The sequence below is a fragment of the Mycobacterium sp. genome, assembly GCF_035603715.1.
Lineage (GTDB): Bacteria > Actinomycetota > Actinomycetes > Mycobacteriales > Mycobacteriaceae > Mycobacterium.
This window is the reverse complement of sequence record NZ_DATNJW010000009.1, coordinates 1-2948: the sequence shown is the minus strand read 5'-3', so window position 1 is coordinate 2948 and position 2948 is coordinate 1. Positions and strand designations below refer to the sequence as shown.

The window sequence follows — 2948 nt, the reverse complement described above, 5'->3', positions numbered from 1 at the left end:
GGTCGACTTGGTGATCGGCCGCAGGTCCAGGATGCACTCATGGGCCACCATGCCGTTCTCGCCGGTGTACAGCACCGGGTAGTACTCGTCGAGCCGGCGGGCGATGTAGTTGGCCGAGGCGATCGCGGTCAGCGACGCGGCCCGCAGACCGTTCGCGCCCATCATCCGGATGTAGGCCCAACTGATCGGCAGGATGGACGCCGACCCGTAGGGCGCCGACGACACCGGCCGACCGGCCGGCAGCTCGGGTGCCAGCTGATGGCCGGGCAGGAACTGCGCCAAATGTGAGCGCACCGCCACAGGCCCGACGCCCGGACCACCGCCGCCGTGCGGGATGCAGAACGTCTTGTGCAGGTTCAGGTGGCTGACGTCGCCACCGAACTTGCCGGGCCGGGCTAACCCGACCAGCGCATTGAGGTTGGCGCCGTCGATGTAGACCTGGCCGCCGGCGTCGTGCACGGCCGCGCAGACCTCGGCGACGTCGTGCTCGTACACCCCGTGTGTCGACGGGTAGGTGATCATCAGCGTCGACAGCCGGTCGGCGTGCTCAGTGATCTTGGCGCGCAGGTCGTCGAGGTCGACGTCACCGTTGGACCGGCAGGCAACCACAACCACCCGCATGCCGGCCAGCGCCGCGGAGGCGGCGTTGGTGCCGTGCGCGCTGGACGGGATCAGGCAGACATCGCGCTGCGGTTCGCCGCGGCTGGCGTGGTAGGCGTGGATGGCCAGCAGGCCCGCGTACTCCCCCTGCGACCCGGCGTTCGGTTGCAGCGACACCGCGTCGTAGCCGGTCATCTGCACCAGCCACGTCTCCAAGTCGGCGATCAGCTTGCGCAGGCCCTGGGTGTCGGAGGCCGGCCCGAATGGGTGCTGACGCGCGAACTCCGGCCAGGTGATGGATTCCATTTCGGCCGCGGCGTTGAGCTTCATTGTGCACGAGCCGAGCGGAATCATGCTGCGGTCCAACGCAAGATCCTTATCGGCAAGCGCGCGCAGATACCGCATCATCGACGTCTCGGTGCGGTAGCGGGTGAACGCCGGGTGGGTCAGGAATTCCGAGGTCCGGTTCACGATCCCCGCGCTGGCAGGCTCGGCCGCCGTGACACCGAACGCGTCCAGCACCGTCGCCACATGGGCGTCCGTGGTCACCTCGTCACATGTCACCGACACGTGGTCGTCGTCCACCCGCCACAGGTTGATGTTGTTGGCCTTGGCCGCCGCGATCACCTCGTCGGCGCGGCCGGGAATCCGGGCCAAGACGGTGTCAAAGTACTTGTCGTGCACCAACGCATCGCCGAGGGCGGCGGCGATCGTGTCGGCGTGACCGTGCACCCGCCGCGCGATGCCGGCCAGTCCGTCGGCGCCGTGGTAGCTCGCATACATCGCGGCCATCACCGCCAGCAGCACCTGAGCGGTACAGATGTTGCTGGTCGCCTTGTCGCGACGGATGTGCTGCTCCCGGGTCTGCAGTGCCAGCCGGTAAGCGGGTGAGCCGTCGGCGTCCTGAGAGACACCGACCAGCCGGCCCGGTAGCTGGCGGGCGTGCTGGGTGTGCACCACCAGGTATCCGGCGTGCGGCCCGCCGAATCCCATTGGCACACCGAAACGTTGGGTGTTGCCGAACGCCACGTCGGCACCGATCTCCCCCGGCGGCGTGATCAGCGTCAGCGCCAATAGGTCTGCGCCGACGGCCACCAGCGCGCCGCGGTCGTGCGCCTCCGAGACCAGCGCCGACCAGTCGGTGACCCGGCCGCTGGCACCCGGCAGTTGGGCGATGACACCGAAGAACTCCCCGTCCGGCAGGCCCTCGCGCAGGTCGGCGGTGACGATTTCGATGCCGAGCGGCTCGGCCCGGGTGGCCAGCACGGCTGCGGTCTGGGCAAACACGTCGACGTCGACGGCCAACCGGTTGGCGTTCCCTTTCACCGCGCGATGCATCAGCGTCATCGCCTCGGCGGCCGCGGTCCCCTCGTCGAGCATCGATGCGTTGGCCACCTCGAGGCCGGTCAGGTCGGCCACCATGGTCTGGAAGTTCAGCAGCGCCTCCAGCCGGCCCTGGCTGATCTCGGGCTGGTACGGCGTGTAGGCGGTGTACCAGGCCGGGTTCTCCAAGATATTGCGGAGTAACACCGGCGGTGTATAGGTGTCGTAGTAGCCCTGCCCGATCATCGACACCGCGACCGTGTTGGCGTCGGCCAGCGTCCGCAGCTCAGCCAGCGCTTCGGCCTCGGAAGCCGCCGGCGGCAGCTGATCCAGGCCCGGTGCGGCGCCGGAATCGGTCAATCCGTCGAGGATTCCCGCAGGCAGAGCGCGACGAGCGAGTTCTTCGAGGGAGTCGACCCCGATGACCTCCAGCATCGCCGAGACGGCAGCACTGTCCGGACCGATGTGCCGGTCGGCGAAGAGCGGGTTGGTGTGGTCGGACATTGGCGAACTCCTGACGAACAGGGAAGGCTTGCCCTCCCCCTCTGTCGTCTACCCGAACCGGGCGCCTGAGAGATTCGACATCCGAATGTCTTTCCCCATGGGCGGGCGACCCGAAAGTCACCGCTTTCCAGAGGCATCGGGGTCTGGCGCGGTCCGGGGTGCCTGAGAGGTTGACGGAGAGGTGTTGCTCCTTCGGCGTCCGTGGCTGGCCGCCACGGAACTCTCCCGCGCAAGAACGATGCGTTGTCGAGTTTACCGACTGAATGCCGCCGGCGTAGCCAGCGGCATCGAGATGACGGCCGAAGTCAGCCGATCTTGCGGTCGCGGTGCTTGCGCCGCGAGGCCAGCTCGTCTTCCGGCGCGGCGATCGACTCGCCGTCGTCGGCGCGCTCGCCGGGAAAATCTGCGATAGCGCCGGTCAGCTCGCGCATCGCTCCGGAGACAGCGATGCCGAACACGCCTTGTCCGCCCTGCAGCAAGTCGACGACTTCTTCGGCCGAGGTGCACTCGTAAACCGTGGT

Annotated in this window: 1 protein-coding gene, 1 pseudogene and 2 riboswitches; the gene and the pseudogene both read right to left on the bottom strand. The window is 68.1% G+C overall.

Features of this window, described 5'->3' with window-relative positions; translation table 11 throughout:
- Nucleotides 1–2427: aminomethyl-transferring glycine dehydrogenase (gcvP, locus tag VN856_RS00240; protein WP_325685128.1), on the bottom strand; the 2427-nt coding region annotated here is incomplete at its 3' end.
- Nucleotides 2428–2458: 31 nt separating this feature from the next.
- Nucleotides 2459–2566: riboswitch (glycine riboswitch) on the bottom strand.
- A riboswitch (glycine riboswitch) is annotated at nt 2567–2665 on the bottom strand.
- A gap of 67 nt (nt 2666–2732) precedes the next feature.
- A pseudogene (locus VN856_RS00235) lies at nt 2733–2948 on the bottom strand (MerR family transcriptional regulator); the annotation flags it as partial.